Genomic DNA, 26,938 nt, shown 5'->3' on the forward strand with positions numbered 1-26,938 from the left:
CCTCCACTAGCGTGAGGAAATAAAGTCGTTCGCCGTCAGCTTGAGTGGCGCGATCCTGCCGTCGCGCAGATAGGGGACGTCAGTATTGGCCACGCATAATCAAACGGTATCGTTCTGTCGAGCAAGCCTCATGGCGCGAGCGCAGGAATGGCGATAACGTAGCACTCTTACCTGTGGAAAGGGGACACCGCATGGCGATCGAGCTCAAGATATTGGCGTGGAGTTGTGCGCTCCTGTTGGTGCATATTTTTGCGGCGGCGCATTTCAAGACGAAGCAATATGGGTCGAAGTGGAACATGGGCGCGCGGGATGAGGCCTTGCCGCCGCTGGAGCCGATCGCCGGACGGCTGGTGCGCGCGCAGGCAAATTTCCTTGAGACCTACCCGATCGCCATCGTCGCGCTGCTCGGCGTGGTGATTGCGGGACGGACGAGTGACCTGACGGCGATCGGCGCATTGCTATGGCTGGGCGCGCGTATCGTCTATCTTCCGCTTTACGCGATGGGCGTGCCGGTGGTGCGGACGCTCGTCTATATGGTTGGGCTGATTGGCATTATATTGGTGTTGCAGGCGCTCATTACGGGTTGAGCGCCCTCGCCCCTTAGTTCGAGCAGAGCCGAATTCGGTCGATCACTCATAATCGCCCATATAACCGCCGTCCGCGAGGTCGGAGAAGCGGGTGATTTTCGCGTCGAACTTCATACGGATACGGCCGGTCGAACCGTGACGCTGCTTGGCGACGATGAGTTCGGCAAGGCCGTAGATCCGCTCCATCTCCTGCGCCCATTCAAGATGCTCGCTACTCTCCTTGTTGCCCGGCTCCTTCGCGGCGACATAATAATCCTCGCGGAAGACGAACCAGACCATGTCGGCGTCCTGCTCGATCGAGCCGGATTCACGAAGGTCGGACAGCTGTGGGCGCTTGTCCTCGCGCTGCTCAACCGCACGGCTAAGCTGGGAAAGCGCCAGAACCGGTACATTAAGTTCCTTCGCCAAAGTCTTGAGACCACGGGAAATTTCGGAAATTTCCTGCACGCGATTATCGCTGCCCCGGCCGCTGCCCTGTAGCAGTTGAAGATAGTCGACGATCACGAGGCCAATGTCATGGCGCCGCTTCAATCGGCGAGCGCGGGTGCGCAGCGCCGCGATGGTCAAACCCGGCGTGTCGTCAATGAACAGCGGCAGTTCCTGAAGGTCACGCGCCGCGCGAGACAGGTTCTGGAAGTCCGCGCGGCTGATCTTGCCCATGCGCAGCGCCTCCCCACTGATGCCCGACTGTTCGGCGAGCACGCGAGTGGCAAGCTGATCGGCGGACATTTCGAGGGAGAAGAAGGCCGTCTTGGCGCCCATATTCTTTTCAGGCGGGATGCCATCGACATGGTCGCGCATCCAGCGGGACGCGGCGTTATAGGCGATGTTGGTCGCGAGCGAGGTCTTGCCCATGCCCGGACGGCCCGCAAGGATCATGAGGTCCGAATTATGGAGGCCGCCGATCTTTTCGTTGAGACTGTTGAGGCCGGTGGTGATGCCCGAGACATGGCCCCCACTGTTGAGCGCGCGTTCGGCCACCTGCACGGCCATGGTGGTGGCGGTGGCGAAGCTCTTGACCGAGCCGGTTTCACCCTCGCCTTCCGATACTTTGTAGAGCGCGACTTCGGCCATCTCTATCTGTTCGCGCGGGTTGACATCTTCGCTCGTATCGAGAGCATTTTCAACGAGTTCACGGCCAACATTCACAAGCTGACGCAGGAGCGCAAGGTCATAAATCTGGCTGGCGAAATCGCGCGCGCCGAGCAGCGCGGCACCGTTGCCTGTAAGCTGCGCGAGATAGCCGACACCGCCCAACTCCTTGAGCGCCGGGTCCTGCTCCAGCATCGGCTTGAGCGTGACCGGATTGGCAACCATGTCGCGCTCAACCAGCTTCATCACGGCTTCATAGATGCGGCCATGCAGGGGCTCGAAGAAATGCTCCGCCTTGAGCTTGAGCTGAACATCCTCGGCAATGCGATTGTCGATCATCAGCGCACCCAGCAGCGCGGCTTCCGCCTCCACATTGCGCGGGAGTTCGGGGGTGCCTGCTTCAGCGGCGGGGTTAATCTGCACCAGTTCGACCATGCGCCCCTCATCGCGCTCGCCGGGGTTCTGCGCAAGGGGCAAGCTGTGTCGCAACCGGCAAAGCTGTGGAGAACTCCCCCTTGCTTTTCCTCGTCGGCAGAAGCAGGGACTATGGACCCATGACTGACCCGCGCATCATCGACATCACGCTTGACGAGCGGACGATCCTTTGGCGCAACGCAGACGTCGAGCAGGAACGGCGGATCGCCATATTCGACCTGCTGGAAGATAATTATTTCGCGCCCCAGCGTACCCATGCCGATGATTATGCAGGTCCCTACCGCGTGCTGCTGCGCGTCGAGGATGGGCGGCTGGTGATCGAGATCAAGCGGGAGGATGGCGAGCCGCTGGAGGCGATCATCCTCGGCCTCGGCCGGTTCCGGCGCCCGATCCGGGAATATTTCGCGATCTGCGACAGCTATTATCAGGCAATCAGCAACGCCTCCCCGCAACAGATTGAAACGGTGGACATGGCGCGGAGGGCCATCCACAATGACGCGGCGGAAATGCTGATCGAGCGGCTGGAGGGCAAGATCAAGGTCGATTTCGACACGGCACGACGCCTGTTCACGCTCATCTGCGTGCTGCATATCAAGGGGTAAGAGAACATTCGCCAGCATTCTTCCGGCCGGTTTCTGGTCCGCATTGTTGCGGGCGCGGCCGTCATTGCCTTGCTGGCGCTTGGGCTGTGGGCTTATGCCTGCCGCTGGGCACCGGGACGGGACGTTTATCCGGTTCAGGGGGTGGCCGTTTCCGCCGACGGAGGCACCATCGATTGGGGCACGCTGGCCGCCAATGGCGTCGATTTCGCCTATATAAGAGCGGCCAAGGGCACAGAGGGCCGCGACCCTGCCTTTGCGCGGAACTGGTCTGCGGCGCGATCGTCAGGTTTGCGTTATGGCGCGGTGCTGGATTTCAGCCTGTGCGGCCGGGCCGCCGGTCAGGCGACACGCTTCGTCACGACAGTGCCACGGGATAATGCCGCCCTGCCCCCGGTGATCCGGCTCGACTTCGATCCTGGCTGCACTGCGCGGCCGGGGCGGGACGCGGTGCTGTCGGAACTCAATACGCTGGTGAACCTGGTCGAAAGCAATGCAGGCAAGCCGGTGCTCCTCAACATCTCGGAGGCTTTCGAGGAGGAATATGACATCGCGTCAGGCATAAACCGGACGCTCTGGCTGGATGGAAATTTCTTTCCGCCTGATTATGCCACCCGCCGATGGGTCATGTGGACGGCGAATGACATGCGTCATATCGATGGCATCGATGGCCCGGTCAGGTGGGGTGTGGTTGCGCCATGAATATTGATGCGGATGTCGAAAGCCTGATCGAGGCAGCGCGCGCGGCGAGGGCAAATGCCTATGCGCCGTACAGCCGATTTGCTGTCGGGGCAGCCGTGCGCTTGTCCGATGGCGAAGTGGTCGCCGGCGCCAACTTCGAAAATGCGAGCTTTGGCCTGTCGCTCTGTGCTGAGACAGTGGCGCTGGCGGCGGCGAATGCGCAGGGACGGCTCGGCGACGTGCGGGCAATTGCGGTCGTTGGGGGGCGTGCTGACCCGGTAACGCCCTGCGGAAGATGTCGCCAGATACTGAACGAAGCAGAGCAGGTGGCGGGCAGACCGATCGCCATTTATTGTGCGGCGGGCGACGGCGAGTCCGTGGTCCAACACAGCGTTACCGAACTTTTGCCTTTTTCGTTCGGACCCAATGACTTGGGTCACTATCCTTCCAGTAAGAGTTAAGAATAGCCATGTCGATTTTGTCGGATAAGTGGATTCGCGAACAGGCCATGTCCCAAGGGATGATCGAGCCATTCGTCGAAAATCAGCGGCGGGACGGCTGCATCAGCTATGGGCTGTCCTCCTATGGCTATGACGCGCGCGTGGCCGACGAGTTCAAGATATTCACCAACGTCGACAGCGCGGTGGTCGACCCGAAGGATTTCGCCGCGAACAGCTTTGTTGATCGCAAGACCGACTGCTGCATCATCCCGCCCAACAGCTTTGCGCTGGCCCGGACGGTCGAATATTTCCGGGTGCCACGCGATGTGCTGGTGATCTGCCTCGGTAAATCCACCTATGCGCGGTGCGGCATCATCGTGAATGTGACGCCGCTGGAACCGGGCTGGGAGGGCCATGTGACGTTGGAGTTTTCCAACACGACGCCCCTCCCCGCCAAGATCTACGCCAATGAAGGGGCCTGCCAGTTCCTGTTCCTCAAGGGCAATGAGCCGTGCGAGGTCAGCTATGCCGACCGGGCGGGGAAATATATGGGGCAGCAAGGCGTTACATTGCCTCGACTCTAAAGGCCGTGCCACAAGGCTGAGGATGAATTTCGATCGGCGCCAGTCATGCTGAAGTTTTTCCGTCGCGGTGCATCGCCAGCGCCCTCCTTCATGCCCGATATAGGGGGAAATCGGCGGGTCTATGCCATCGGGGACATTCACGGGCGGCTCGACCTTTTCGAACAGCTTCTGCGTTTGATCGATGAGGATGATGCCGCGCGCGATCCCCTGCCCTGCCATCTCGTCCTGCTGGGCGACCTGATGGATCGCGGGCCGCAATCGGCCGCCGTCATAGAGCATGCGATGTCCTTGTGGCAGGGATCCCCGAATGTGCACCTGATCAAAGGCAATCATGAGGAGGTCTTTGTCGGAGCCGCGAAGGGCGATGCGCAGTATGCGGGCTATTGCCGACGCATCGGAGGCGATACCACCCTTGCCAGCTATGGACTGGAATCCGGCGTCAGCATAGCGATGACGGACAAAGACATCGCGTCATGGATGCTGGAAAATGTGCCCCGGGGGCATGTCGATTTCCTGAACGATTTTGCGGACAGCCTTGTGATGGGCGACTATCTGTTCGTTCATGCCGGGATCAGGCCCGGCCTGCCGTTGGAGAAGCAGGACGCGGCGGACTTGCGCTGGATCAGGGGCGAATTCCTGCATGACCGGGAAGCCCATCCCTATATGGTGGTCCATGGGCACAGCATAACCAGCGAAGTCGATGAGCAGGTCAACCGAATTGGGATAGACACGGGTGCCTGGAACAGCGGCAAATTGACGGCGATCGGCCTTGAGGGCACGGAACGCTGGTATTTGCAGACTTAGCCAGAACAGAAAGACGCCCCAAGTTCAACGCCAGCCCTTCTCCTTCGCAGCGGCCTCCTGGGTCGCGTTGGCGGGGGAGCCTTCGATCAGGGCGCCGACCGTCGCCATGATGCGGGCGTCGGTGGAGGATGCCTGACGATAATCCGTTGATTGCGAGGTTCCGGGGATCAGTTGCTGAACCTGCCAGCCTTCTCCTTCGCGGCAGGCCACTCCCGACAGGGCGCTACCTTCGAAGCTGCGGCACCAGCCTCCGTCTTTGCGCTGAAAACTCAGGCCGATGCGGATCGATCTGTCCTGTTGGGCCGAAGCAAGTTGGTTTTCGAGAGCGGAGGCGAGTTCACCCCTTGCCGTCATGACGCCATCCTTGAGCGCAATCGGGCCAGCGGGACCACTCGACAAACGGCCGACGCCAAGACCCAGGACAAGGCTAGCAGCGATCGCGCCGCCAATGCCCCAACTGCGCCATTTGGGAGCCGCAGGACGGGTGATGGACGTGACCTTCGGCCGTTCCTCCAGCAGCGCACGCATAGCCTGTGGCACAGGTTCAGCTTCCACCGGAGCATAGTGGCCAGACAGACGCTGCCGCAAATGCCGGTGCATTTCGAGGCGCTCCGCCAAGGCAGGATCGTCCGCAACGGCACGATCGACGCGGCGGCGGGTGATCTCGTCCAGTTCGCCATCGACCCAAGCGATCAGCATGGCTTCGTCAATGTCGGTCATGCTGCTTCTCCCAGCAATTCGATAAGGGCGCCGCGTCCACGGACCAATCGGGAGGTCAATGTGCCCATGGGCACGCCCAGAATTTCGGCGGCTTCCTTGTAAGACAGCCCCTCTACCAGAACGAGGGCGATGGCTTCGCGCTGATCGTCCGGCAGAGCCTGCATCGCGCGATCGACGTCGGAAAGCATGACGTGCGCCTCCACATGCTGGTCACCTGCATAGCCGACATGCTCGCCCGCTTCTTCGGGCGCGAAGGTTCGCACGGCGCGCTGTCGCGAACGGCCTTCATCGATCCAGAGATTGCGCATGATACGATACATCCAGCTGTCCAACCTTGTCCCCGGCCGCCATTGTGCGCGCGCCCGCAGCCCCCGCTCCAGCGCTGCCTGGCAAAGGTCGTCCGCATCGGCCCGATCCCTCGACAAGCTGACGGCGAAACGACGCAGCCGGGGAAGGATCGCCAACAGATCGTTTTCGAACGACATCCGGTCTCCATCACTTGTTCAAGGATGAAACGGCCGTGCCCATTCGTTTCATCCTTGAAGCCGTATATCTACCGGAAATAAATTCGCGATGACTCATTATGGATGCGAAAGGAGCGGAAAATTCGCCTCCGCGCCAGTCGAGGATGAAGAGACAGATATGAAGGCCCTATGTTCCTGGATCGTTGCGGGGCTGCTGCTGACAGGGCCAGCGGCGCAAGCGCAGTTGCTGCCCTCCCCCAACGGAGCCTTGGGTCAGGTCGGCAGGGTGGTTCCGGACCTGCTCAACGAGGCGGACAGCGCGCTGGATCGCGTTCCCCCTGCCCGCTTCGCCGAGCGCCTCGTGGCGGCCAGGACCGCGCGGATCGGTGATCTGCTGAGACGGCATGGCGACAGCGTGGAACTGGACGATCGGAAAGAGGCGGCGCGGCGTGGCGTCATCCTGCTGACGGGTGCGAAGCAGGCCAGCATCGAAGTGTTGCGGGGCGCGGGCTATGTGGTGGCAAGCGAGGCCGTTGAGGGGATCGACCTGCCGCTGACACGCCTGACTGTACCGCCCGGCCGAAGCCTCGCCCGTGCATTGAAGCAGGTGCGCTCGATCGCACCAGAGGCGGAGGCAAGCGCGGATAATCTCTATTTCCCTGGCGGCAAAGCACCCAAGTCGGCGAGTGCTGCCTTGGCTGGAACAGGGACTGTCCGGTCCCCAGCGGCAGGATTGATCGATGGTGGTGTCGCCCGCCACGCGTCACTCACTGGCGCCGTCGAGCAGCGCGGCTTCGTTCGCGGCGCACCTCGCGCCAGTTCGCATGGCACGGCGGTGGCGTCCTTGATCAGTGGGACCGGACCCATCCGGGGCGCCGCGCCGGGGACGCCCCTACTCGTGGCGGACGTGTATGGCGATGATCCGGCGGGCGGCAGCGCCTTCGCGATCGTGCGGGCGCTGGGATGGATGGCGGCGCGCGGGGTCAAAGTCGTCACCGTGAGCCTGGTCGGACCCGATAATCCCCTGCTGGCGGGAGCAGTCCGATTGGCGCGGGAAAAGGGCGTTACGGTGGTGGCGGCGGTCGGCAATGATGGCCCCGCCGCCCCTCCCGCCTATCCCGCCTCCTATCCTGATGTTGTGGCGGTGACGGGCGTAGACGGCGGCGGACGTTTGCTGCCCGAAGCGGGGCGTGCGCGGCATGTGGATTTCGCGGCGCCAGGTGCGGACATGAATGCAGCTCGCGCCGGAGGTGGCAAGGTGCGCGTGCGGGGCACCTCCTTCGCCGCGCCGCTGGTCGCGGGGCGGTTGTTCCTGAGCGGCAGCCTGAACGGCTTGATCGCGGAAGCCAAACCGGGAAACAGCAAAGCGTTCGGGCATGGTATCATCTGTAGCGATTGCAGAAATATCAATTGAATATCAGTTAGTTGTTAGAAATATTTCGACGTCAGGGATGAAGTCGCATCGCCATCCCGTTGTCCTTGCATCGGATCGACAACGAACAAGGAGACGATCGATGAAGAAGACAATCATTCTTGCCACTGCCTGCCTTGCCGCCCTGACTGCGGTTCCTGCGTCTGCCCAGCTTCTAGGTGGCGGCGGCGGCTTGGGCGGTGGCCTGGGCGGCGCTCTGGGCGGCGCTGGTGGATCGCTCGGCGGCACATTGAGCGGTTCGGGCGGTATCGGCCTCGACCGCAGCATCGACCTCAGCAATGGCCGGGTTGCGGCGAATGGTACTGGTTCGGGCCGGGCTGATGGCGCGGCGACTGGTTCCGTGACCCACAAGGGCAAGAACCATGGCGCAAATGCTTCGGGGTCCGCCAGCGGATCGGCAAGCGGTGGCCTGACCGCCGACACGCTGGGCACCAATGATGTCGCCAATGCAGTAGGCGGCGTTCGGGATCAGGCCAGCCAGACGGCGGGCGCAGCGCGAGATCGCGCGGTCACTGCTGGTGCCGCAGCGCAAGGACAGGCCAGCGCAACGGCTCAAGCGGCACGCAACCGGGCTGGTGGCGCAGTGAGCGGTGCTGGATCGGCGGCGGGTAACGCGGCGGGTGCGGCCCAGTCCGGCACGGCAAACTCAGCCGATAGCGCCAGCAACGCTCTCAATGGAGGCGCGGCGCTTAATGCAACCGGCGCGCTATCGGGAAGCGGCCAGGCATCAGGCTCCAGCGAAAGCACGTCGTCCAGTCAGGCGGACAATTGACCCCACTCGGGCGGATTCCCCACTTCGGGCTTTAAGCCCGCTCCCTTTCCGCCCGTCCGCCTGACAAGACAGGGCCGGTGATCCAAAAGGTCACCGGCCCTTTTCATATCGGCACAAATCACAGCGCGGCCCGATCAACGACAAAGGCCGATGATCCCATAGGATCACCGGCCTTTTGGCACCCGCGCAAGGTTGCGAGGTCAGGCGACCTTGGTCGCGACCTCTTCCGCTTCATCAGGATCGCGCAGCACATAACCACGGCCCCACACGGTTTCGATATAATTGTCGCCACTGCACGCCAGAGCCAGTTTCTTGCGCAGCTTGCAGATGAACACGTCGATGATCTTGAGTTCAGGCTCGTCCATGCCGCCATAGAGATGGTTAAGGAACATCTCCTTGGTCAGCGTCGTGCCCTTGCGGAGCGAAAGCAGCTCCAGCATGGCATATTCCTTGCCGGTCAGGTGAACGCGGTTGCCGTCCACTTCCACGGTCTTGGCGTCCAGATTGACGGCCAACTTGCCCGTGCGGATGACCGATTGCGAATGACCCTTAGACCGGCGAACCACAGCATGGATGCGCGCGATCAGCTCTTCGCGGTGGAAAGGCTTGGTCACATAATCGTCGGCGCCAAAGCCGAAGGAGCGAACCTTGCTGTCCATCTCAGCAATGCCGGAAAGGATGAGCACCGGCGTCTGCACCTTGGCGGCGCGGAGCTTCTTCAGCACGTCATAGCCGTGCATGTCCGGCAGGTTCAAATCAAGACAGATGATGTCGTAGTCATACAGCTTTCCGAGATCGAGCCCTTCCTCGCCAAGGTCAGTGGTGTAGACATTGAAGCCTTCGGTCGTGAGCATAAGCTCGATCGCCTTGGCCGTTGTCGGTTCATCTTCTATTAGCAGAACGCGCATATTGAAGCCCCTGTCCTTGCAGATCCCGTCAACCCCTAAGAACGGCGTCTGCTCCAATTCATTAACCAAAAAACTTCTGAAGGACAAAGGTTAATTTTTCGCTAACCCGCAGAAATGCGCGAGTCGCGGGAATTTGAATCTGTTTGCAAGGATTTTCTGTCGAAGTGATTCATTTTGAGTCAAGATAGATTCACCTACGCAACGAAGCTTTAGCAGCCGTGGTTGCGAGCGATGAAGTCGAGCAAGGCTTCGACCCGCGCAGGCCGCAAGCGGGAGGGCGGCGTGACCAGATGCAGGCCGAGTGGCGGCGGCCTCCAATCCAGCAGAACCTCTTCCAACTCACCTGAAGCGAGCGCTTCACCCACAATAAAATCGGGGAGCCGGGCGACACCTATGCCCGCCCGGAGCGCGGGCAGCATGGCGTCGCCGCTGTTGACGGTGAGACGCGCCCTCACCTGTATCACGACATTCTGCTGACCTGGGCCAGCGAAACGCCAAACATCGGGCGTGGGGGCGTTTGAATAGCAAAGACAGTCATGGGTGCCGAGGTCGGACGGGTGCGCGGGACGTCCTCGCTCCGCCAGATAGGCCGGAGAAGCAATGACGTGCAGCTTGACGTCACCCAGCCGCCTGGCCCGCAGCGAACTGTCCGGCATGTCGGCGATGCGGAGGGTGGCATCAAGCCCCATCTCGATCATGTCTATCCGCGCGTCAGACAGGTGAAGATTGATGTCGATGGCAGGATGAATCTTGGCGAACTGCGCGACCAGCGGCGCGACGCGGAGCAATCCGAATGTCATCGGCGCGCCCAGCCGGATGGTTCCGGACAACTCGTCCGTATCCTGGCGAGCGGCTTCCTCCGCCGCCTGCCCTTCCTCGAAGATCCGGGCTGCATGACTGGCGAGACGCTTGCCGCTTTCCGTGAGGGCAAGGCGCCGACTGGTGCGGTTGAACAGGCTGGTCTCAAGATGCTGCTCAAGGCGTGTGACGGCCTTTGAGACCGTCGCTTTCGATACACTGAGCGCCTTGGCGGCATCGGTGAAGCTGCGATGCTCCACGACGGCGGCGAACATGGCCCATGCTTCAAGATCGGGAAGACGCATATGGGAAACAATCCGTTTCAATGCTGCTGGTTTAAGAAACGATCCTGATCGCTAAATCAGTCGGAAGCAAGCGGGAATACTTTTTCTCGCCGCAAGGAAAGGCACAAATATGATCACCGCCGCAGGAAACCGCATCGAGCGTCGTCCCTTCGAGACGCTGGGTCATGCCGACCATGGTTGGCTCAACGCCCGCCATCATTTCTCCTTCGCCGACTATCACGACCCCGATCGCATGGGCTGGGGCGCGATCCGCGTGTGGAATGACGATGAAATCGCCGCGAACACCGGCTTCCCTCCGCATCCGCACCGCGACATGGAAATCGTCACCTATGTTCGCAAAGGCGCGATCACGCATCAGGACAGTCTGGGCAACAAGGGCCGGACTGGGGCAGGCGACGTTCAGGTGATGAGCGCAGGGACGGGCATCCGTCACTCCGAATATAATCTGGAGGATGAAACAAGCACGCTGTTTCAGATCTGGATCATACCCAAGGCGCAGGGCGGCGCGCCAAGCTGGGGCGCCAAGCCCTTTCCGAAAGGCGATCGTGCCGGGAAGCTGGTGGTACTCGCCAGCGGCTATGCGGAGGATCAAGATGCGCTGCGTATCCGCGCCGATGCCCGCTTGCTGGGCGGCACCATAAAGGCTGGCACCAGCGTGACCTATGAAAGCGCCGAGGGACGGCACCTGTATTTCGTGCCCGCGACAGGGCGGATCGAGATTGATGGTCTGACCTTTGAAGCGCGCGACGGGGCCGCGATCCTGGGCGGACAGCCCATCACGATCACCGCGATCGAGGATAGCGAAATCGTGTTGGTCGATAGCGAATAGGCCCGCAAGGCCTATCGGCCGCTCGCTCGCCTTGCCCCCCTGAGGGGGCGAGCGGTCGCATTATTCAAGAAACCTTTTTCCGATCAATGCATTACCAAGACTGGAGACACTTCATGGCTAAGGTGCTCGTTCTCTATTATTCGTCCTACGGACACATCGAAACGATGGCGAAGGCTGTTGCGGAAGGCGCGATCGGCGCTGGCGCTCAGGTTGATATCAAGCGAGTGCCCGAAACCGCGCCCTTGGAGGTTGCCCGCAATGCGGGTTTCAAGCTGGAGCAGGATGCGCCGATCGCGACCGTGTCGGACCTTGCCGACTATGATGCAATCATCATCGGCACCGGCACCCGCTTCGGCCGTATGTCCAGCCAGATGGCGGCTTTCCTTGATCAGGCAGGCGGCCTTTGGGCGCGTGGTGCGCTTAACGGAAAAGTGGGTGGCGCCTTCACGTCTACTGCCAGCCAGCATGGCGGCCAGGAAACGACCTTATTCTCGATCATCACCAATCTGCTGCATTTCGGCATGGTGATCGTGGGACTTGATTATGGTCACACCGGGCAGATGGGCGTCGACAAGGTGCGGGGCGGGGCCCCTTATGGCGCCACGACTATCGCGCATAGCGATGGCAGCCGTCAGCCTGACGAGGATGAACTGGAAGGCGCCCGGTATCAGGGGCGGCGGATCGCGGAGACCGCGATCAAGCTGCACGGGTAGAAATTTGGCTGCACTCTTCCCCTCTCGGTGCAGCGGTTGAGCCTTGGGTCGCAAGGCACAACGATAGGGGCCGGTGCATAGGATGGATGCACCGGCCTCTTTTTTTCAAAGGAACAGGCGACCGCCGACCGGGCTGGCGCGCAAAAGATAATAGACCGCGATGGGCAACAGCAGCGCATGGAGCAGCAACCAGGGCTTGTCCAAATAGGGCGAAAGGTAGTGGATGACCGCGACGTGCAAATACATGATGACAAGTGAGGCCCTGCCCACTGTCGCCAGCCATCCGCCAAAAGGCGCGACATGGATTGAAATGCGGAAGATCAGCAACGACGTCGCGACTGCTGAACCCACCGACAGGATCGGCAACCCATAATCCGCGGCCTTCATGTTGAGCGTGGAAAGCAGACCGGATAGTCCCGCCAGAGCCAGCGCGCCCAATGGGAGCCACATCCAATGCCTCCACGGCACCTGCTGCCACACGGCTCCGATCCAGAGCAGCACAATGGCCATGGGCACGGTCAGCAACCCCAGCACGGACGTCTGGGTAACCTCCCCTGCTCCATAGGCTACAACTAAGACAGCTATGATCGCGATAAGCCAGCGCCGGTCGAGAGGATCGGGCCAACGGGACAGCAGCGCATTGAACAGGATGCGCGCGGCCATCAGGCAGGGCACGAACCAGAATATGGTATAGGGACCGCGCAGCCATGATCCGCCAAGAAGGCTCGGCAATATGTCGTCCGGCCATTGGTTGAAGATAGGCCGCTGCCCCTTCATCGGCTCAATAATCTGATCCGCAATGATCAGTAATGCCAGGAAGGCCGCATAGGGACGCATCTGCGACGCCAATTGCCGCAGGGCGAATCCTTTGGGCGGCTGAGGACGCGAAAGCAGGCCCGACAGCAGGAAGAACAACGGCATGTGGAAGCTGTAGAGCGCATCTCGGACGGGGCCGCTCCTCCACACATGTCCGGCCACCACAGCGATGATACCAATGCCGCGCGCCACGTCGATCCATTCCAGCCGCCCGCCACCCTGCACCCGTTCCGATGGCGCCGACTTGTGCTGGACCTCGTTCCCCCTGTTCTCCATGGCTTCCACGCCCTATAGGACAGCGCGCGCCCGTCAATATTTCCAACTGCTCCCGGAACCACTCCTTGACCCTATTGCATGACCGAGTTCTCTTCATCGATGGTGAAGCCATCATTCTCGACAAGCCCGCCGGCTTGCCGGTCGATGCGCCGCGCGACGGTTCGCTGAGCCTGGAGAACCACCTTTCGTCCCTGACCTTCGGTTTTCAACGCTGGCCCCTGCCGGTGCATCGGCTGGATCGGGACACCAGCGGTTGCCTGCTACTGGCGCGCAATCCCAAGGCGCACAAGCGCTATGCCGCCGAGTTTGAGGCAGGAACGGTCAGCAAGCGCTATGTCGCGGTCGTGGACGGCGTGCCGGACGCGGAAAGCGGCGTCATCGAACTGTCGCTGAAGAAAGTCAGCAGCGCGGCCAAGGGCTGGCGCATTATCGCGGCCAAAGAGGGGAAGTCCGCCGTGACCGAATGGCGAAAGCTGGCTGTAAAGGACGGCCGCTCGCTGATGGTCTTCACACCGCGCACCGGACGAACCCATCAGATTCGCGCGCATACATTATATGGGCTGGGCTTCGGCATCGCTGGCGACCCCGTCTATGGCGCAGGCGAAGGGCCGATGCTGCTGCACAGCCGTTTCCTCAGCGTCCCGCGCGGGAGCAAGTCTCCAGCAGAGGCGACAGCTCCCCTGCCCGCCACCTTTACGGCAGCGGGCTTCGGGCCAGAGTATCTGGACGATGCCGGACTTTGACATTCCGGAAGATGCGCTGGAGGAGCGCTTCATAACCGCCGGTGGCCCCGGCGGGCAAAATGTCAACAAGGTCGCCACTGCCGTTCAGCTAAGGGTGGCCCTCTATCGCCTGGGATTGCCAGTTCATGCCTTCCGAAAAATAAAGGAACTGGCGGGATCACGCCTGACCTCTGGCGGGGAGATCGTAATTCAGGCGTCCCGCTTCCGCACGCAGGAGGCCAATCGCCAGGATGCCCGCGACCGGCTGGCCGAGATGATAGCCGAGGCTTACAAACGCGATCCCCGGCGCATCGCCACGAAGCCGGGCAAGGCGGCAAAGGCACGCCGCGTGGACGCCAAGATGGCGCGCAGTTCAGTGAAGCAGGGGCGTGGCAAGGTGCGGATGGATTGAGGACTGCCGATGTTTGATTTCAAGACACCAACTGATGGCGACAAGTCCACGCTCTATGCGGACCTCCTGTCGGCCGTCGATGCAGTGACGGACGGCGAGCCGGATGCTGTCGCCAACATGGCCAATGCCGCGGCGCTAATTTGGCAATTTCTTCCGGACCTTAACTGGGCAGGCTTCTATCGCATGGTAGAAGGTGAACTGGTGCTTGGCCCGTTTCAGGGGAAGCCAGCCTGCATCCGCATACCTCTAGGCCGGGGCGTCTGCGGCGTGGCAGCGGCTAAGGGAGAGACGCAGCTGGTCGAGGATGTCCACGCTTTCCCCGGCCACATCGCCTGTGATGCGGCCAGCGCGTCGGAGATCGTCGTGCCCGTGACGGTCGATGGCCGCGTCGTTGCTGTGCTTGACCTCGATAGCCCTGCCCCGGCGCGTTTCGATATCGCCGACCAGAATGGGCTTGAGATGCTGATCGAACGGATTGGCCCTCGGCTCGCTTAACCGCGCTGCTCCGTTTCGGGACAGGCGGGGCGTTCCCCTCGCGTGGATCGAGGCGGATCATCATGCTAAACCAGACGTTAACGTCACGGCCATGCCCAAGGCAGCCATGAACAACGGGGAGTTTTGCATGCGGATCTGGAGCATCATGCTGGTGGGCACGAGCCTTGCCCTCGGCCTCGCAACACCGGCTTTAGCAGGTGATGCCGCCGGGACTGGCGCGATGCTCCCCGTTTTGGGCAAAAGCTTTTCCGGCATGCGGCCGGTCCATGCCGGAATGCACCGCGGAACGATGGTCCACCGCTGGGGACCGCGCGTTCAGGGTCGCTGGTTCGCGGGCTGGTATGCGCCGGGCGGTTGGGGCGCTTACCGGCGGCCGGTCATGGGCTATGTCCTGCCATCCTATTGGGTGAGCCCCACCTACCGGATCGGCAATTATGGACGCTATGGCCTGCCCGCGCCCGCCGATGGCTATGGTTGGTCCCGCTATTATGACGACGCCGTGATGGTCGATCGGCACGGCCGCGTCCGGGATCATCGCAGCGACGTCGATTGGGATGCGCCCGATCATGAACCGGACCGGCCCGGCGTCCCCTATGATGATGATGTGACCGCGCATGACGGGCCTCCGCCCCCACCCCATGAATATGAAGGGCGCTGGACCGGCACCTGGCGTGACGAAAACGGCCGCACGGTGAGCGGCGAATATGAAGGCCGTTTCGAAGGCGAGGCGCGCAGTAACTATGGAGTGGATTATGACGCTCCGCCCTATGGCGCACCACCGCCGATCGTTCGGCATGATGGCCCCGGCGCCCCGGTGGTGACGACGACGCAGGCCCCCGGCTACATCGCGGGCGGCTATTATTATCCGGGTGCCACGACAACGACAGTGGTCATCACGCCGACGGTCACTACCACCAGCTATGTGACCGAAACGACGACGCGTCGCCATGGCGTCAAACGCAGGTGCAACTGCAAATAGGATCAGGGGTTTAGCCTGTCTGAAGACCCAGTGGGCAAGGACAGGAGAGACGGCATGATCCATCATGTGTCGGTTGGGACAAATGACGTCGAACGCGCGCGGGCGTTTTACAACCCGCTGATGACGCTGCTCGGCTATCGCAACATACGCGATTATCCGCATTCACTGGATTATGGCGTGACGGACGTGGCGTTCAGCGTCGAAACGCCCGTGAATGGGGATCGAGCGTCGCCCGGCAACGGCATTCATATCTGTTTCGAAGCGGCCGATCGCGAAGCCGTCCGCGAGTTCTATCGACTGGCGCTGGAACTTGGCGGAACGGACGAGGGCACGCCGGGCGTTCGCCCCAATTACGACGCCCATTATTACGGGGCGTTCGTGCGCGATCCGGATGGAAACAAGATCGAGGCTGTGACCTTTGCCGCGAGATAGACGCATGCAGCCTTGTGGCGGTCGAGGCCGAGGAGGCTATTTCCGGAAGATGCCCGCCAGTTCGATCGGCAACGGCGGTTCGTCGCGAGGAACTACGCCCCGGATGGCCTGCGCCTGCTCCTGCGGGTCGAAACGAACCCAACCGCTGCGGCTCAGCTTTTCCAACGGGCGGTAGCGGACCTTATACTGCATCCGCTGCGACCCTTCGACCCAATAGCCGAGATACACATAGGGCAGGCCCGCCTTCGCGGCGCGCAGGATGTGATCCATGATGATGAAATTGCCCAGGCCCTTGCGGTGCTCCAACTCCGTGTCGAAGAAGCTGTAGATCATCGACAGGCCATCGCCCTGCCGGTCGGTCAGGCATGCACCGATCAACTTGCCGGGGCGGCCATTCTTGCCGGGCTCGCGATATTCGACGACGTGGCTTTCGACCGGGGTCTGCTCGACCATGTCGGCGAAATCCATCTCGTCCATCTCGGTCATGCCGCCGCCCGGATGACGCGCCTTGAGATAGCGCTGGAGCAGTTCGAATTGCTCCTCCGTCGACCATGGCTTACATGCCGTGACGATCAAGTCGCTGTTGCGGCGAATGAGCTTGCGTTGCGTGGCGTTGGCCGTGAACTCTCCTGCCACCACACGAACCGATACGCAGGCGGAGCAGTCGGCGCAACTTGGCCGGTACGCGACATTCTGGCTGCGGCGAAAGCCGATGCGGCCAAGCGCATCGTTAAGTTCCGACGCATTGTCGCCGTTAAGTTCGGTAAAGACCTTCCGCTCGCTCCGGCCCGGGATATAGGGGCACGGGCTGGGGTTCGTCACAAAGAAGCGCGGAAAACGAAATGGTGCGCTCACCCCACGGTCTCCGTCAAAACGCTGCGAGAAACTTGAGTCATGGACAGACTATGACGCCCGCAGCCTTCCGTGAAAAGGTCATTTACCACGAAAAAAATGCGTGCTCCCTACGCCGGGAGGCCGATCAGGCAACCTCGATCGGCGCGACCTCATATCCGGCGGCGCGCAGGGCTGTGATCAAGCGATCAAGATGCTCCCCGTCGCGGGTTTCGCATTCGACGTCGAGGCTAAGGCCCTTGGCGGGAAGATTGGTGAAGATGCGCTGATGCGACAACTCCAGAATGTTGACCGCTTCCTGATCGAAGATACGGGCGACATGGAACAGCGCGCCGGGGCGATCTTGCAAGATGATGCGCAGGCGCGCCAGACGACCCGACCGCGCTAGGTCGCGCAGCAACACGTTCGCCAGCAGGCGCGTGTCGATATTGCCGCCCGTCAGGACGAGCCCGACATTGCGGCCCGCGAACATGTCCTTGTGCATCAACAGCGCGGCAAGCCCGGCTGCGCCCGCGCCCTCGACCACCGTCTTTTCGATCTGGAGCAGCAGGCTCAACGCCTCCTCCAGATGCCGTTCATCGACCAGCAGGATGTCATCGGCCAGGCGCTCGACAAAGCGGCGGGTCAGTTCCCCCGGCTCCTTCACCGCGATGCCTTCCGCCAGCGTATCGCCATCGCAGGCCAGGTTCGCCTGCTTGATATGGCTGTACATCGACGGATAAAGCTCCGCCTGCACGCCATAGATGCGGATGTCGGGCTTCATCGCCTTGGCCGCAGTGGCCATGCCGGAAAACAAGCCGCCACCGCCGATCGGGATGACCAGCGTGTCGATCTCCGGCGCGTCCTCCAGCATTTCCAGCGCGACAGTACCCTGCCCGGCCATGATGTCGGGTTCATCGAACGGGTGGACGAAGGTCAGGCCATTTTCCTTGGCCAGTTGGCGTGCATAGGTGCTGGCGTCGTCGAACTTCTCGCCATGCAGTACGACCGTCGCGCCATGCCCTTGCGTCTGCGTCACCTTAACCGTCGGCGTGGTCACGGGCATGACGATGGTCACGGGCACGCCCAAACGGCGGCCGTGATAGGCAAGCCCCTGCGCGTGATTGCCAGCGGAAGCGGCGATCACGCCCTTTTCCTTTGACGCCGCGTCCAGCTGAAGCAGGCGATTGAGCGCGCCGCGTTCCTTGTAGGCAGCGGTAAACTGGAGATTTTCGAACTTCAGATAGACCTTACAGCCGAGCATGTCGGACAAAGTCTGGCTGATCAGCGTCGGCGTATGCACGACCGCGCCCGAAATCCGCACGCGCGCCGCCAATATGTCATCGACGGTAACGGGCAGCGGCATTGCGCTTTCGATCTTGCTCAACGTGTTCATGCGCTCGCCCCTAGCGGAAATTTACCTCGGAAGGAACTGGCCCTTGGCGAAATCTCGTCCTATGGCAAAAGGCCACGCGGCTAACTGTACGAGGCATATGGCTAATATCGCGTTTATCGGTCTGGGCGTCATGGGCGGCCCGATCGCCGGGCATCTGGCGAAGGCCGGACACGAACTGACCGTCTATAACCGATCCATCGGAAAGGCGAAGAAGTGGGCCGAGGCCTATGGCGGCGCCGTGGCGGTCACCCCGGCCAAGGCGGCGGAAGATGCCGAAATCGTCATCAGCTGCGTTGGCACCGACGATGATCTTTCGCAGGTAACCGTTGGCAAGGAAGGCGCGTTCCGGACGATGAGGCCGGGCAGCCTGTTCATCGACCATACGACGGTATCGGCCCGGATCGCGCGGCAACTGTTCGTCGAAGGAGAAAGCCGGGGACTTCATTGCGTCGATGCCCCCGTATCGGGCGGTCAGGCAGGCGCGGAAAACGGCCGCCTGTCCATCATGTGCGGCGGCACGGGACCGGCGGTCGAGGCCGCGCGGATCGTCATGCAAAGCTATGCCGCGCGGATCGTACATGTCGGCGGCGCGGGGGCCGGGCAGACGACCAAGATGGTGAACCAGATTTGCATCGCGGGCGTTCTTCAGGGGCTTTCCGAAGCGCTACGCTTTGCGCAAGCGGCCGAGCTGGATCTGGACAAGGTGTTCGAGGCTGTGTCCGGCGGCGCCGCGCAAAGCTGGCAGATGGATAACCGCTGGAAGACTATGGCACAGGACAGTTTCGATTTCGGCTTCGCAGTTGATTGGATGCGCAAGGATCTTGGCCTCGCCCTTGAGGAGGCCCGCGCCAATGGTGCGACGCTTCCCGTCACAGCGCTGGTCGATCAATTCTACGCCGATGTGCAGGCGATGGGCGGAAGCCGACAGGATACGAGCGCGCTGGTGAGGCGGATCACGAAGGCATGAAGCGCGCCCTTATGGCGGCTATCACCGCGCTCGCCCTGCCCTTTCCCGCTCTGGCGTCTGGGGTCATCGACAATGTGAACGGCATCGCGGTCGACGCCAATGGCCGCACCGTGCGCTTTCGCGCTCTGCTGATCGACGACGAGGGCAAGGTCGAAAAGCTGCTGCCTGGACGCTATGAAGCGCCGCCCCGCAAGAAGAAGCTGAAAAAAGGCGAGAGCTGGCCGAAGGGTCTGGACTTCCAACTGGACGGCGGGGGCAAGACATTGATTCCCGGCCTGATCGACGCGCATGGCCATGTCATGGCGTTGGGCCTGACGCAGATCACGCTCGACCTGTCCGGCACGCGCTCACTGGCTGACGCGCAGGGCAAGGTACGGGAATATGTCGCCGCCAATCCCGGACGGAAATGGATCATCGGCCGGGGATGGAATGCCCAGCTTTGGGGCCTTAATCGGGCGCCCACCGCTGCCGATCTCGACGCCGCCTCCGCCGATGTCCCAATATGGCTGGAAAGCGCGGACGGCCAAGCGGGCTGGGCCAATTCAGCGGCAATGAAAGCCGCCAACATCGGCGCCACCAGCAAGGCGCCTGCCGGTGGCCGAATCGAAATGACCGGGGGCAGGCCATCCGGCGTGTTCGTTGGCAAGGCGATGGACATGATCCAGCGGGCCGTCCCTCCTCCCGCCCCAAAGGACAGGGACATCGCGCTGGAAAAGGCTCAGCAGCTATTGCTGGCGAACGGCGTCACCGGCATAGCCGATATGGGCACCACGATCGAGGATTGGCAGGCATACCGCCGTTCGGCCGATCGGGGCGCGCTGCGTGTGCGGATCATCTCCTATTCGCAGGGCCTCGACAATATGGTGCTGATTGCAGGACCTGAACCGACGCCGTGGCTCTATGATGACCGGCTGCGCATGGGTGGGCTGAAACTGGCGTTGGACGGATCGCTCTCGTCACGCGGGGCATGGCTCAAGGCCGATTATGCAGACGCACCGGGACAGCGCGGATATTCGCTGATCCCATCCACGCAGCTGCGCAACATGATGAGCCGCGCGGCGATGGATAATTTCCAGATCGCGGTGGATGCGACCGGAGACGCGGCCAACAGCGAACTGCTGGATGCGATCACGGAACTGGGCCAGACCTATAAGGGCGACAGGCGTTGGCGGATCGAAGGAGCAGACGTCGTTGATCCTGTGGACCTGCCCCGCTTTGGGCAAAATGGCGTCATAGCGTCGATGCAGCCCGCGCTTCAGGCCGCAAACTGGCGCATGGCGATCGCGCGCATGGGCGAGAACCGGTTGAAGGGCGGCTATGCGTGGAAAGCGATGCTCGACAATCGCGCGCCATTGGCGTTCGGCTCCGGCGCACCCGTGACAAGTCCAAACCCCTTTATCTGCATGGCCATCGCCATGAGCCGCGAGGATTCAACCGGCGAACCGGCAGGCGGATGGATGCCGGAGCAGCGGGTGAGCTTTGAGGCAGCGATTGACGGCTACACACGGCAGGCGGCCTTCGCGGGTTTCGCGGAAAAACGCTTCGGTAGCCTAATCCCCGGCCAGCGAGCGGATTTCATCCTCATCGACCGGGACATCTCGATCGCTCGGCCCGTGGACATACGGGCGACGCAGGTTCTGGAAACATGGATCGGCGGCAAGCGGGTCTTCATGAAGAGCGCCAAGCCCTAGATTACAGCACGTCGCCCGACGCGTTCATCGCATCATCGATGGTTTCAGGCAGCGGCGGCAACACCGGCTTGTCGCATCCAGCAGCCTTCATATGCGCGCGGAGCGCGTCCATGCGCCCGAGATTCCAGCGAGCAAGCGGTATGCCCAACGGGCGGAACTCGGCGCGGTCGAACAGTTCGACGACATAATGCTGGCAAAGCTCGTCCACCTGCTCCAGCGTCAACATCCCAAGGTTCATCACCATCGGTCGCCCCGGCACCCCGTCGCGGCCCCGCACGAGATCGGTCACATATAATCCGCCGCGCGGATCGACCAGCACGACATCGGCCTTCGACGCATCGATCATGCGATGGCTTGCGGCATAGGGCGCGACGAAAACATGCGTGCGCCAGACCAGAAAGGCGCTCATTGCCACCGTAATAGCGACGGCCAGATAGATCGGCCGCATCGCCGCCGGACGGAAACGCGCCCAGCCGAGTCCCGCCAAAAGGCAGAACGGCCCGATGAAACCGTGGGCATAGCGAAAGCCCCAGCCATAGCCCTGCGCCAGCGCCAGCGCGCAACCGGCAAAGCAGCCAAGCGCCAGCGGCAACGCGATTTCCTGCCCCCGCAACGCCTTGCGCCATTGCATCGCCATTACGCCCAGCGCCGCCAGCGGCACCATCAATATGTTGTTCCATGCGGCAAAGCGGCTGAGGTTGACCAGCGGTTGCCAGCGGTCCCCCAGACGTTCGAACAGGCTGCCGACCTTGTCCGCCACCCCTGCGGAAGGCCGGACATCGGCGGCAGGTCCCAACGACTGGACGAGAAAACCGGGCCAAAGCTTTGCCCACACCACAACGATGACGATCAGGATCAGGACGTGAAATGCGGCCACGGCCCAGCGGCGCGACAGGAGCATCCACAATATGAAGGGCGCGATGAAGATGGGCGGGAAATGCCATTGATGGAGGCCAGCCGCCACCAGCGCCACCGCACCAGCGCTGACATGGCCGATCACGCCACCCCGCAGGACAAGTGCGAGCCAGATCATGTTGAGCGCGAAATGACCCGTCATCGCATAGGGGGTCATCGCCGTGACCCATAGCTGCGTGGACGACAACCCAAGCAGCATCGTCACCCAAACAGCATCGTCCCGCGTCGGAAAGAGATGGAGCGCCACGCGCCACAGGGCAAAAAGCCCGGCAATCAGCAGTGCGGGACCAGCCAGGTTCGGGTCCCCCAATTGCCAGAACAGGGCCTGGATCGCGCTGTTCACCGGCAGATAAGCGGCAGTCCAATAATCGGCGGCGCCGAAGGGGGAGAAGAATTCCGGCATGATCGCGCGCCGATAGGCTTCCCATTCGGCGGGGATTGGCCGGGCGAACAATCCTTCGCGCATATAGGCGGCGGCAAAGCGCGCGACTTCCTCATCCCGCGAAATCGCATAGTTCTGGAACAGCCAGTAATGGCCCGCCCAGGCGACGAGGCCGAAGAAGACGATCAGCGGTACGATCATCCGCGCGCGGGGCTTGGGCAGGCGGAACCCCATCCCCTCGGCAAAAAGCACCGCCAATGTCAGCAGTAACAGCCCGCCCAGCAGCGCGGGAAAATCCTGATCCAGAAACAGGATGACGGCCAGGCTGACACCCTGCCGGTACGTCACATGCCACAGGAAGGTGGCGCCCAGCCAAAGGGTCAGGCCGATGGCACCCGCCAGGAAAAGGCGGCGGGCATTGATAGGCCGGGCGGGCGGAACGTACATTCAGCTTTCCTGCGGCAGCAGCGCCCGGTTGACGAAAATGCCATCCATTTCGACGAGCAGCGGAAAATGCCCCTTGTTGTTGGCGAAGAAAGCCGAAGGGATGAAATCCCGCTGCCCCAGCCAATCGATCATCGCCTGATAGCCGGCGCCATTTTCGTATATGGGGCGCACGCCAAGTTCGGTCTGAACGCCTGCCATGGCCGCGATTGCGTTCCCCGCGCCTTCGCAGACGGAAAGGTCATGACCCTGCGTGTCCATCTTCAGGAATGGGCGGGAAAATCCATGCTCCGCCCGAAGTTCCGGCAGAAGCGTATCGATCCGCCTGCATTGCATCTCGACCGTCCGGGTGACCTTGTTGCGCTCTGCGAAGATCGCATCCTGCCGATCGGACGGCTTTTTGAGCGAGCTGAACTGATCGGCCGCCATGATGTTGAAACTGGCGGTTCCCTCAAAGTCCGACAAGGCGAGGTTGAACACATGCCATTTGGCATCGGATGCCGCCCGGCGGGATAGCTCCGCAAAGATATCGGGATTGGGTTCAAAGGACAGGATCGTGCCGGAAAAGCCGACGTCTTTTCGCAACATGACCGCATATTGCCCGCGATTAGCCCCGACATCGAACACGCAATCGACTGCAAAGGCAGAGAGGAACCGACGAAGCGCCTGGATCTCTGGATATTGATGCACCCGCCCGGCGATAGCGAGGCGGATCGCCAGCGCGCGGTCGGCCAGTTCGCGGACATATCGGCTCATGCGCGCAGGGCCATAACAGAGCGGTAAATGCCGATCGTTGCCAAGGCCATGTCCTTCCAACTGCCCATAGTCTCACCATAGGCGCGTGCCGCCGCGCCAGCCGTCTGCCTGATGGCGGGGCTTTGGATGAGCCGCAAGAGGGCTTGAGCAAGATCGTCCGGATTTCCGGCGGCCGTGCGGATCGCCGCTCCCTCCGGCAAGGCGGCGAACATACCCACGTCCGATGTTACCATCGCCTTGCCATGGTGCAGGGCAGACAGGAATGCGCCGCTTGAATCGATATGGCGATAGGGGAAGATGATGGCGTCGGCCTTCGCCATATGCGCGTCGAGCCGCCCTTCCGTGAGGAAGCCAAGGTCGGCAATCAGCCGGTCGGCAAAGCCCTCAGCCCGGACTCCTTCCAGCAATGGCGCTACGTCCATAAAGGGCTTGCCCGCCACCACCAGTTCAAAAGCATGCCCCGCCCGCCAGAGAAACTTGCAAGCCTCGATCAATATATCGACGCCCTTATAAGGCCTGATCGTGCCGAAGAAGAGCAGGCGCGGAACCGAGGGATCGGGAATAGCGGCCAGATCAGCCGTTGTTGCCGGTGCCAGACGCATTGGGGGGTGGGGCGTCACATGAATGCGGGCCGATGCGATCCCCTGCGCCGCCAACGCCTGACGGGTCGTATCGCCATGCACGATCAGCGCATCGAACAGGTCGAGCAAAGCGCGATATCCCCTGCCCTGCACGCCTGCATCGGCATGATAGGCATCGGCGTTATGAACGGTATGGATCATCGGCACCCGCCCCTTCAATCGGCGCAACAGCATCCGGTCGGCGGGCGCGAGGGGCAACCATTGGAAATGCGCAACATCCGCCGCTGTCAGCGCACTGACCCGGCCGAGGGCACAGGCGGCGCCATACTCGGCGGCCTTGATCAGACGAAAGGCCTTGCCCTCCCCCAATCGCGCTCGCAGCGCTTCGCTCCGACGGAAGAAGCGCGGTTCGTACCGATAATTCTCCGGCGCGATGGCGTCGGTCGATCGCATCGGGCGGCCGAACAAAGTCACATCCGCGCCCTGTGCGGCAAGACCGCTGCACAGGCTGTCATCATATCGCCCGGTGAAAAGCGACGGATCGACCATTACAATCTTCATTGCGCGGCCGAACCTTGCAGCAGTCGGCGCAACGACAGGGCATGGAGCGCCCCAACCATGATCATCGTCAGCGCATAAATTGCGAGGAAGCCTCGATCGAACCCGTCACCCAGCATCATGGCGAGCGGCACGCTGAGCAGCGATCCGGCAAGGAACGGGAGCGATCGCTTGAGCAAATGAGAAAAGCGCCCAAGCGCCGCCTGAACATAGACCGACACGCAAATCAGCGTCAGCGCCAGCAAAGCGCCGTCAATCAGCAGCAGGTCGGTCAAGCCAATGGCGGCTCGTCCGGCGAACAGCTTTGCGAAGACCCACTGGCCAAGCATCAGCAACGCAGCCGACGCGGCAAGGGCAAAGATAAACCCGGCCGCAAGTGCACGGGTCAGCAACTGGCGCAGGCGGGTCCGGTCTCCACCGTGAAAAGCGCGGGTGATGCGAGGAAGCGCGGCCTCCACCATCGCGCGGATGGCCATGGAAAGCGCTCGCGACATCTTGAACAGGAAATCGAAGAGCAGCATCGGCCGCGCGTCCTGCGTGGCGATCGCTATGGTGAAATAGGGCGCATTATAGGCGACGATCTCAGACACGGTGAACAGTGCCGACGCACTTATATCCCGCAAATAATGGGTGCGCACATATGCGCCGCCCCGGCGAAAAGCCAGCCAGTGCCGCGTCGTCATCCCCAACCGACCATGCACCAACTTGATGGCATATCCGATTACGGCCATGCTGATGACCAGTTGCAGCGCCACTGAAAGACGCGCGTCCAATCCTTTGAGGATCAGGAGCAGCAGCGCGATGGTCATCATCCGCCGCAAGCAATCCAGCATTTCCCAGACGAAATTCCCATCGACCGCCGCCAGCGCCCGTTTCGCGAGCAGCGCCGGAAGGTTAATGCAGGCGGACAGGAAGAAAAGAATGAAGAGAAACGGCATCGTCGTGCCGATCCCGCCCGCCACCAGCGCGACGAGCAGGATTACCACACCGCCAAGGATCAGCATGCCCAGGAACAGGAAAAGGACGCCCATTTCCTCCAGACGGAAGCCGTCGCCGCTGTCTCCGCCATGGCCAAGCCAATGACGTCGCAGCCGGGCATAGATAATGCTGGTCAGGCCGAACTCGGCCGAAATGGTGAAGTTACCGAACGCGACGAGCAGCAGGAACGCCTGAAACTCGCGCAGCGGCAGGACGCGCACGAACACATAAGTAACCGCAAAGCCCCAGATCAACGTCAGCCCGACATTGGCGAGCTTGATGAGGGCGATGAACCGGGCAGACCCCTCCATCCTGGCGATGGTCCTGCCGACCAGCGCGCTCACCGGGCGGCGCTTCCTACAGGCTTGCGGGCGCGGAACAAACGATCATCCAGCGCAAAGAAATGGCGCGTATCGGCATCAATGCCGCTCGCGTCGATCTCCTCCAATATGAAGCCAGCCGCCCGAATGCGATCGGCGAAATCCAGACCATATTGGCGCACATGGTCCCACTGGCCAAATCGCCGTTCCCGTTCGCGGGGCGGAATGTCGAAGCTGCCATCCTCGGTCGGCTTGTCCCACAGCGGCACGATCAGCCACGCTTCGCCGCCAGGCTTGAGGGCGCGATAGATATTGCGCAGGACGGCATGGTCGTCCGGCACATGCTCCATGACATGGCTGGCGTAGAAGAGGTCATATTGTTCAGCCTCCTCCAACGCCATCAGGTCGACGCGGCGCATGCCGGGAACCGAATAGCGCGCCGGATCAAGATCGGCGGGTACATAATCGGCGGCGGAAGAAAAGCGGCGGACAAGGCTACCTTCATTCGGCGCCATGTGCAGGATGGCCCCATTTTCCGGAATCGTCAGCGTCTTTTCCGCGATCAAATGGTTCATCAGCCGTTCGCGCGGCGAGGCTCCGCAATTGGGGCAACCCCATTCCGCATTGTCGCCATAGCGGAAGAAGCCGACGACTGACTGCCCACATGCCGGGCACGCCCGGTTTGCGCGCGCGCCCATCGCCTTGCGCAGGACAAGCATGGTCCGGGTCAGGTGCTTGCCGACAGCTTTCGCCACCCGCTGGAAAGTAATCACGCCTTGGCTCCGATCAGCATTGGGGAGGGCCTATACATGATGCCCCGCCTT

The 26,938-nt window shown here is 61.9% G+C and carries 30 protein-coding genes; 17 read left to right on the forward strand and 13 right to left on the reverse strand.

Translation table 11 applies throughout. The features are described from left to right. Window positions 1–191 precede the first annotated feature (191 nt). Complete coding sequence (locus ACZ5U1_RS05390) at window positions 192–587, forward strand: MAPEG family protein (protein ID WP_464779692.1); 396 nt, start codon at window positions 192–194, stop codon at window positions 585–587. Window positions 588–629: 42 nt separating this feature from the next. On the opposite strand, the gene ACZ5U1_RS05395 is transcribed toward ACZ5U1_RS05390, so the two are convergent. After that, window positions 630–2,114 carry a replicative DNA helicase gene (locus tag ACZ5U1_RS05395; RefSeq protein WP_464779969.1) on the reverse strand — a complete coding sequence of 495 codons (1,485 nt, stop codon included), beginning with the start codon at window positions 2,112–2,114 and terminating at the stop codon, window positions 630–632. Between the two features lie 119 nt (window positions 2,115–2,233). On the opposite strand from ACZ5U1_RS05395, the gene ACZ5U1_RS05400 reads away from it, so the two are divergent. The 5 genes from ACZ5U1_RS05400 (at window position 2,234) to ACZ5U1_RS05420 (ending at window position 5,222) form a co-directional block, all read left to right on the forward strand. Then, a complete protein-coding gene (locus tag ACZ5U1_RS05400; protein WP_460987934.1) occupies window positions 2,234–2,716 on the forward strand; it encodes a UPF0262 family protein in 483 nt (160 codons plus the stop codon). Window positions 2,717–2,779: 63 nt separating this feature from the next. Further along, window positions 2,780–3,415: a glycoside hydrolase family 25 protein gene (locus tag ACZ5U1_RS05405; RefSeq protein WP_464779970.1), complete on the forward strand. Its 636-nt coding sequence runs from the start codon at window positions 2,780–2,782 to the stop codon at window positions 3,413–3,415. After that, the gene (locus tag ACZ5U1_RS05410; RefSeq protein WP_464779693.1) at window positions 3,412–3,855 is read left to right on the forward strand and encodes a cytidine deaminase; all 444 of its coding nucleotides are present in this window, start codon (window positions 3,412–3,414) and stop codon (window positions 3,853–3,855) included. Before ACZ5U1_RS05405 ends, ACZ5U1_RS05410 begins: the two co-directional genes overlap by 4 nt. 8 nt (window positions 3,856–3,863) lie before the next feature. Further along, a complete protein-coding gene (gene dcd / locus ACZ5U1_RS05415) occupies window positions 3,864–4,418 on the forward strand; it encodes a dCTP deaminase (protein WP_464779694.1) in 555 nt (184 codons plus the stop codon). Between the two features lie 45 nt (window positions 4,419–4,463). Next, window positions 4,464–5,222 (forward strand): metallophosphoesterase, encoded by a 759-nt coding sequence (locus tag ACZ5U1_RS05420; RefSeq protein ID WP_464779695.1) that lies wholly within the window; start codon window positions 4,464–4,466, stop codon window positions 5,220–5,222. Between the two features lie 24 nt (window positions 5,223–5,246). Here ACZ5U1_RS05420 and ACZ5U1_RS05425 read toward each other — a convergent pair whose 3' ends face one another. Both ACZ5U1_RS05425 and ACZ5U1_RS05430 read right to left on the reverse strand, forming a co-directional pair. Beyond that, window positions 5,247–5,942: an anti-sigma factor family protein gene (locus ACZ5U1_RS05425; protein WP_464779696.1), complete on the reverse strand. Its 696-nt coding sequence runs from the start codon at window positions 5,940–5,942 to the stop codon at window positions 5,247–5,249. After that, entirely contained in the window at window positions 5,939–6,427 is a 489-nt protein-coding gene (locus ACZ5U1_RS05430; RefSeq protein WP_464779697.1) for an RNA polymerase sigma factor, read from the reverse strand. Before ACZ5U1_RS05430 ends, ACZ5U1_RS05425 begins: the two co-directional genes overlap by 4 nt. Before the next feature lie 157 nt (window positions 6,428–6,584). Between ACZ5U1_RS05430 and ACZ5U1_RS05435 the strand changes: the two genes are divergently transcribed. Then, complete coding sequence (locus ACZ5U1_RS05435) at window positions 6,585–7,820, forward strand: S8 family serine peptidase (protein ID WP_464779698.1); 1,236 nt, start codon at window positions 6,585–6,587, stop codon at window positions 7,818–7,820. Window positions 7,821–7,920: 100 nt separating this feature from the next. After that, the gene (locus ACZ5U1_RS05440) at window positions 7,921–8,610 is read left to right on the forward strand and encodes a hypothetical protein (RefSeq protein ID WP_464779699.1); all 690 of its coding nucleotides are present in this window, start codon (window positions 7,921–7,923) and stop codon (window positions 8,608–8,610) included. 200 nt (window positions 8,611–8,810) lie between these two features. On the opposite strand, the gene ctrA is transcribed toward ACZ5U1_RS05440, so the two are convergent. Beyond that, on the reverse strand, window positions 8,811–9,518 hold the full coding sequence (ctrA, locus tag ACZ5U1_RS05445) for a response regulator transcription factor CtrA (protein WP_196226306.1): 708 nt from the start codon (window positions 9,516–9,518) through the stop codon (window positions 8,811–8,813). A 209-nt stretch (window positions 9,519–9,727) separates the two neighbouring features. Then, complete coding sequence (locus ACZ5U1_RS05450; RefSeq protein ID WP_464779700.1) at window positions 9,728–10,621, reverse strand: LysR family transcriptional regulator; 894 nt, start codon at window positions 10,619–10,621, stop codon at window positions 9,728–9,730. Window positions 10,622–10,730: 109 nt separating this feature from the next. Here ACZ5U1_RS05450 and ACZ5U1_RS05455 point away from each other — a divergent pair, with 109 nt between their 5' ends. Further along, the gene (locus ACZ5U1_RS05455) at window positions 10,731–11,450 is read left to right on the forward strand and encodes a pirin family protein (RefSeq protein WP_464779701.1); all 720 of its coding nucleotides are present in this window, start codon (window positions 10,731–10,733) and stop codon (window positions 11,448–11,450) included. A gap of 113 nt (window positions 11,451–11,563) precedes the next feature. After that, window positions 11,564–12,163 (forward strand): NAD(P)H:quinone oxidoreductase, encoded by a 600-nt coding sequence (gene wrbA / locus ACZ5U1_RS05460; RefSeq protein WP_464779702.1) that lies wholly within the window; start codon window positions 11,564–11,566, stop codon window positions 12,161–12,163. Between the two features lie 105 nt (window positions 12,164–12,268). Here wrbA and ACZ5U1_RS05465 read toward each other — a convergent pair whose 3' ends face one another. Beyond that, the gene (locus ACZ5U1_RS05465) at window positions 12,269–13,255 is read right to left on the reverse strand and encodes an acyltransferase family protein (protein WP_464779703.1); all 987 of its coding nucleotides are present in this window, start codon (window positions 13,253–13,255) and stop codon (window positions 12,269–12,271) included. Between the two features lie 65 nt (window positions 13,256–13,320). Between ACZ5U1_RS05465 and ACZ5U1_RS05470 the strand changes: the two genes are divergently transcribed. The 5 genes from ACZ5U1_RS05470 to ACZ5U1_RS05490 all read left to right on the forward strand — a co-directional run bounded on the left by ACZ5U1_RS05470 (window position 13,321) and on the right by ACZ5U1_RS05490 (window position 16,295). Continuing rightward, the gene (locus ACZ5U1_RS05470) at window positions 13,321–13,998 is read left to right on the forward strand and encodes an RluA family pseudouridine synthase (protein ID WP_464779704.1); all 678 of its coding nucleotides are present in this window, start codon (window positions 13,321–13,323) and stop codon (window positions 13,996–13,998) included. Then, complete coding sequence (arfB, locus tag ACZ5U1_RS05475; protein WP_464779705.1) at window positions 13,985–14,389, forward strand: alternative ribosome rescue aminoacyl-tRNA hydrolase ArfB; 405 nt, start codon at window positions 13,985–13,987, stop codon at window positions 14,387–14,389. Before ACZ5U1_RS05470 ends, arfB begins: the two co-directional genes overlap by 14 nt. Before the next feature lie 9 nt (window positions 14,390–14,398). Further along, on the forward strand, window positions 14,399–14,884 hold the full coding sequence (locus tag ACZ5U1_RS05480; protein ID WP_464779706.1) for a GAF domain-containing protein: 486 nt from the start codon (window positions 14,399–14,401) through the stop codon (window positions 14,882–14,884). A 127-nt stretch (window positions 14,885–15,011) separates the two neighbouring features. After that, complete coding sequence (locus ACZ5U1_RS05485; RefSeq protein ID WP_464779707.1) at window positions 15,012–15,863, forward strand: RcnB family protein; 852 nt, start codon at window positions 15,012–15,014, stop codon at window positions 15,861–15,863. Window positions 15,864–15,917: 54 nt separating this feature from the next. After that, window positions 15,918–16,295 carry a VOC family protein gene (locus ACZ5U1_RS05490; protein WP_460987919.1) on the forward strand — a complete coding sequence of 126 codons (378 nt, stop codon included), beginning with the start codon at window positions 15,918–15,920 and terminating at the stop codon, window positions 16,293–16,295. Between the two features lie 36 nt (window positions 16,296–16,331). Here ACZ5U1_RS05490 and ACZ5U1_RS05495 read toward each other — a convergent pair whose 3' ends face one another. Both ACZ5U1_RS05495 and ACZ5U1_RS05500 read right to left on the reverse strand, forming a co-directional pair. Beyond that, window positions 16,332–17,150, reverse strand: a complete 819-nt coding sequence (locus ACZ5U1_RS05495) for an arginyltransferase (RefSeq protein WP_464779708.1) — start codon at window positions 17,148–17,150, stop codon at window positions 16,332–16,334. Window positions 17,151–17,274: 124 nt separating this feature from the next. Next, the gene (locus tag ACZ5U1_RS05500) at window positions 17,275–18,522 is read right to left on the reverse strand and encodes a threonine ammonia-lyase (protein ID WP_464779709.1); all 1,248 of its coding nucleotides are present in this window, start codon (window positions 18,520–18,522) and stop codon (window positions 17,275–17,277) included. Window positions 18,523–18,619: 97 nt separating this feature from the next. Here ACZ5U1_RS05500 and ACZ5U1_RS05505 point away from each other — a divergent pair, with 97 nt between their 5' ends. Then, window positions 18,620–19,489 (forward strand): NAD(P)-dependent oxidoreductase, encoded by an 870-nt coding sequence (locus ACZ5U1_RS05505; RefSeq protein ID WP_464779710.1) that lies wholly within the window; start codon window positions 18,620–18,622, stop codon window positions 19,487–19,489. Then, the gene (locus tag ACZ5U1_RS05510; RefSeq protein ID WP_464779711.1) at window positions 19,486–21,180 is read left to right on the forward strand and encodes an amidohydrolase; all 1,695 of its coding nucleotides are present in this window, start codon (window positions 19,486–19,488) and stop codon (window positions 21,178–21,180) included. The genes ACZ5U1_RS05505 and ACZ5U1_RS05510 overlap by 4 nt, the downstream gene beginning before the upstream one ends. 1 nt (window position 21,181) lies before the next feature. Here ACZ5U1_RS05510 and ACZ5U1_RS05515 read toward each other — a convergent pair whose 3' ends face one another. From ACZ5U1_RS05515 to ACZ5U1_RS05535, 5 genes are read right to left on the reverse strand one after another with little or no spacing between them, the layout of a single operon-like run. After that, a complete protein-coding gene (locus ACZ5U1_RS05515; RefSeq protein ID WP_464779712.1) occupies window positions 21,182–22,924 on the reverse strand; it encodes an MFS transporter in 1,743 nt (580 codons plus the stop codon). Next, a complete protein-coding gene (locus ACZ5U1_RS05520) occupies window positions 22,925–23,677 on the reverse strand; it encodes an FkbM family methyltransferase (protein WP_464779713.1) in 753 nt (250 codons plus the stop codon). Further along, entirely contained in the window at window positions 23,674–24,819 is a 1,146-nt protein-coding gene (locus tag ACZ5U1_RS05525; protein WP_464779714.1) for a glycosyltransferase family 4 protein, read from the reverse strand. Before ACZ5U1_RS05525 ends, ACZ5U1_RS05520 begins: the two co-directional genes overlap by 4 nt. Further along, complete coding sequence (locus tag ACZ5U1_RS05530) at window positions 24,816–26,105, reverse strand: hypothetical protein (RefSeq protein ID WP_464779971.1); 1,290 nt, start codon at window positions 26,103–26,105, stop codon at window positions 24,816–24,818. Before ACZ5U1_RS05530 ends, ACZ5U1_RS05525 begins: the two co-directional genes overlap by 4 nt. 29 nt (window positions 26,106–26,134) lie before the next feature. Then, window positions 26,135–26,887 (reverse strand): class I SAM-dependent methyltransferase, encoded by a 753-nt coding sequence (locus ACZ5U1_RS05535; RefSeq protein ID WP_464779715.1) that lies wholly within the window; start codon window positions 26,885–26,887, stop codon window positions 26,135–26,137. Between the last annotated feature and the right edge of the window lie 51 nt (window positions 26,888–26,938).

The sequence above is a fragment of the Sphingobium sp. TomTYG72 genome, assembly GCF_055394715.1.

Bases quoted from the DNA above. Each gene is read 5' to 3' on its own strand.
- ACZ5U1_RS05400 (WP_460987934.1), top strand. From the start codon at position 2,234: ATGACTGACCCGCGCATCATCGACATCACGCTTGACGAGCGGACGATC.
- ACZ5U1_RS05530 (WP_464779971.1), bottom strand. From the start codon at position 26,105: ATGGAGGGGTCTGCCCGGTTCATCGCCCTCATCAAGCTCGCCAATGTC.
- ACZ5U1_RS05425 (WP_464779696.1), bottom strand. From the start codon at position 5,942: ATGACCGACATTGACGAAGCCATGCTGATCGCTTGGGTCGATGGCGAA.
- arfB (WP_464779705.1), top strand. From the start codon at position 13,985: ATGCCGGACTTTGACATTCCGGAAGATGCGCTGGAGGAGCGCTTCATA.
- ACZ5U1_RS05480 (WP_464779706.1), top strand. From the start codon at position 14,399: ATGTTTGATTTCAAGACACCAACTGATGGCGACAAGTCCACGCTCTAT.
- ACZ5U1_RS05450 (WP_464779700.1), bottom strand. From the start codon at position 10,621: ATGCGTCTTCCCGATCTTGAAGCATGGGCCATGTTCGCCGCCGTCGTG.
- ACZ5U1_RS05500 (WP_464779709.1), bottom strand. From the start codon at position 18,522: ATGAACACGTTGAGCAAGATCGAAAGCGCAATGCCGCTGCCCGTTACC.
- ACZ5U1_RS05395 (WP_464779969.1), bottom strand. From the start codon at position 2,114: ATGGTCGAACTGGTGCAGATTAACCCCGCCGCTGAAGCAGGCACCCCC.
- ACZ5U1_RS05430 (WP_464779697.1), bottom strand. From the start codon at position 6,427: ATGTCGTTCGAAAACGATCTGTTGGCGATCCTTCCCCGGCTGCGTCGT.
- ACZ5U1_RS05435 (WP_464779698.1), top strand. From the start codon at position 6,585: ATGAAGGCCCTATGTTCCTGGATCGTTGCGGGGCTGCTGCTGACAGGG.
- ACZ5U1_RS05510 (WP_464779711.1), top strand. From the start codon at position 19,486: ATGAAGCGCGCCCTTATGGCGGCTATCACCGCGCTCGCCCTGCCCTTT.
- ACZ5U1_RS05525 (WP_464779714.1), bottom strand. From the start codon at position 24,819: ATGAAGATTGTAATGGTCGATCCGTCGCTTTTCACCGGGCGATATGAT.
- ACZ5U1_RS05455 (WP_464779701.1), top strand. From the start codon at position 10,731: ATGATCACCGCCGCAGGAAACCGCATCGAGCGTCGTCCCTTCGAGACG.
- ACZ5U1_RS05440 (WP_464779699.1), top strand. From the start codon at position 7,921: ATGAAGAAGACAATCATTCTTGCCACTGCCTGCCTTGCCGCCCTGACT.
- ctrA (WP_196226306.1), bottom strand. From the start codon at position 9,518: ATGCGCGTTCTGCTAATAGAAGATGAACCGACAACGGCCAAGGCGATC.
- ACZ5U1_RS05515 (WP_464779712.1), bottom strand. From the start codon at position 22,924: ATGTACGTTCCGCCCGCCCGGCCTATCAATGCCCGCCGCCTTTTCCTG.
- ACZ5U1_RS05520 (WP_464779713.1), bottom strand. From the start codon at position 23,677: ATGAGCCGATATGTCCGCGAACTGGCCGACCGCGCGCTGGCGATCCGC.
- wrbA (WP_464779702.1), top strand. From the start codon at position 11,564: ATGGCTAAGGTGCTCGTTCTCTATTATTCGTCCTACGGACACATCGAA.
- dcd (WP_464779694.1), top strand. From the start codon at position 3,864: ATGTCGATTTTGTCGGATAAGTGGATTCGCGAACAGGCCATGTCCCAA.
- ACZ5U1_RS05490 (WP_460987919.1), top strand. From the start codon at position 15,918: ATGATCCATCATGTGTCGGTTGGGACAAATGACGTCGAACGCGCGCGG.
- ACZ5U1_RS05390 (WP_464779692.1), top strand. From the start codon at position 192: ATGGCGATCGAGCTCAAGATATTGGCGTGGAGTTGTGCGCTCCTGTTG.
- ACZ5U1_RS05420 (WP_464779695.1), top strand. From the start codon at position 4,464: ATGCTGAAGTTTTTCCGTCGCGGTGCATCGCCAGCGCCCTCCTTCATG.
- ACZ5U1_RS05505 (WP_464779710.1), top strand. From the start codon at position 18,620: ATGGCTAATATCGCGTTTATCGGTCTGGGCGTCATGGGCGGCCCGATC.
- ACZ5U1_RS05485 (WP_464779707.1), top strand. From the start codon at position 15,012: ATGCGGATCTGGAGCATCATGCTGGTGGGCACGAGCCTTGCCCTCGGC.
- ACZ5U1_RS05410 (WP_464779693.1), top strand. From the start codon at position 3,412: ATGAATATTGATGCGGATGTCGAAAGCCTGATCGAGGCAGCGCGCGCG.
- ACZ5U1_RS05465 (WP_464779703.1), bottom strand. From the start codon at position 13,255: ATGGAGAACAGGGGGAACGAGGTCCAGCACAAGTCGGCGCCATCGGAA.